This window comes from Acinetobacter sp. AS5 (assembly GCF_048957595.1).
Taxonomy (GTDB): domain Bacteria; phylum Pseudomonadota; class Gammaproteobacteria; order Pseudomonadales; family Moraxellaceae; genus Acinetobacter.
The window spans coordinates 1-1,259 of the sequence record NZ_JARDAL010000132.1; the positions used below are offsets into that span (position 1 = coordinate 1).

Consider the following 1,259-nt stretch of genomic DNA (forward strand, 5'->3'; position numbering starts at 1 on the left):
TGAATCCTGGTCGTTAAAGTGTTTGTTTGCACTCATATTTTAACTGTTAGGACTCAGGTTTTTTTATTTAAAGCAAATTATGGGACAGCAGTGACTTTGATGCTTCTTTTTTATGTCTTAGAGTTGGATTTGGATATGATGTGATATCTCTAGCAAATAAATGCTAAAAACACAGGCTGTATCACTCCAGCTTTTGTCATAAGATTGTCATTTAGACGCGGCATAGTGCAGCTAATTTTTAATAAACAACCAAAAATGAGTAAAGGATATGGGTTTACGTATTGCGGCAACTGCAGCAGTGTTTCTGTTTAGCACATCAGTTTTTTCAGCAGTGACCGTCACAGTACCTGAAGAAATAAAAATTGTTGCCGTAAATGATCAGGAGGTGAACTCGGGTCTATTGCGTTCTAATCAGACTTATAGCTTGGATGCAGGTATAAATGCGATCAGCGTACGCTATAACGAATTTTTCCAGCATTCAGACAATTCACATGACATTTTAAAGTCAGGTGTGGTTACGGTAAAAACACCAAACCTTAAAGATGGTGAAACTTACCGTTTAGCACTTATTCAGGCGCCTAAAGATTTTGATGCAGCGCAAAAATATAAAGATCAGCCCATTATTGGCCTATATGATGCGAAAAATCAGCTCTTAGTCCAGCAGACGGGCGCTAAAGATTCAGCGAAACCATGGTTTGGAAATCGTGTGTTGACTAAAAAAATGGATCTGACAACTCAAACTGCGACACCAGTTAATCAACCTGCAGCTGTATATACTCAGTCAGCAGACCAGAATGATCAGCAGCTGATTCAATTATGGCAGAAGGCTTCTAAAGCTGAGCGTCAAAAATTTATGACTTGGCTCGCTGAGCAGGCAAATTAAAATATTTTGATGAAGAATCAAAAAGATCACCATTAAGGTGATCTTTTTTTTATGAGATGAGGGCTAGAAAATTAACATTTGCTTAAACTTTTCATTCGGAATTAGCTAGAAAAATGCAAAAAAAGTGTTAAAAATAGCCTTTCAGATTAAAAAATAAACGCATGATTGGTTTTTTTGAATTTTTTTAAGAAAAGCCCTTGCGCTCGTTTTGAAACTGTATAGAATACGCAGCACACCAACGCAATGCATGGAACGAAACGTTAAGTGATTGGGTTGGAGCTTAAAACTGACGAGGTTTTAAGAAGATCATTAAGAGATTATGAAGAACAACTTGTGTGGATTTTTACTGGTTGATTGATCGAAATTATTTTCATTG

1 protein-coding gene is annotated in these 1,259 nt (G+C 36.7%); it reads left to right on the forward strand.

All coding sequences use genetic code 11. The features are described 5' to 3' along the window. Positions 1 to 268: 268 nt before the first annotated feature. Complete coding sequence (locus PV763_RS17565; protein ID WP_420938292.1) at positions 269 to 883, forward strand: DUF2057 family protein; 615 nt, start codon at positions 269 to 271, stop codon at positions 881 to 883. Positions 884 to 1,259 lie beyond the last annotated feature (376 nt).

What these genes read in the sequence shown, in the direction of transcription:
- PV763_RS17565 (WP_420938292.1), top strand. Translation starts at nt 269, where the DNA reads ATGGGTTTACGTATTGCGGCAACTGCAGCAGTGTTTCTGTTTAGCACA.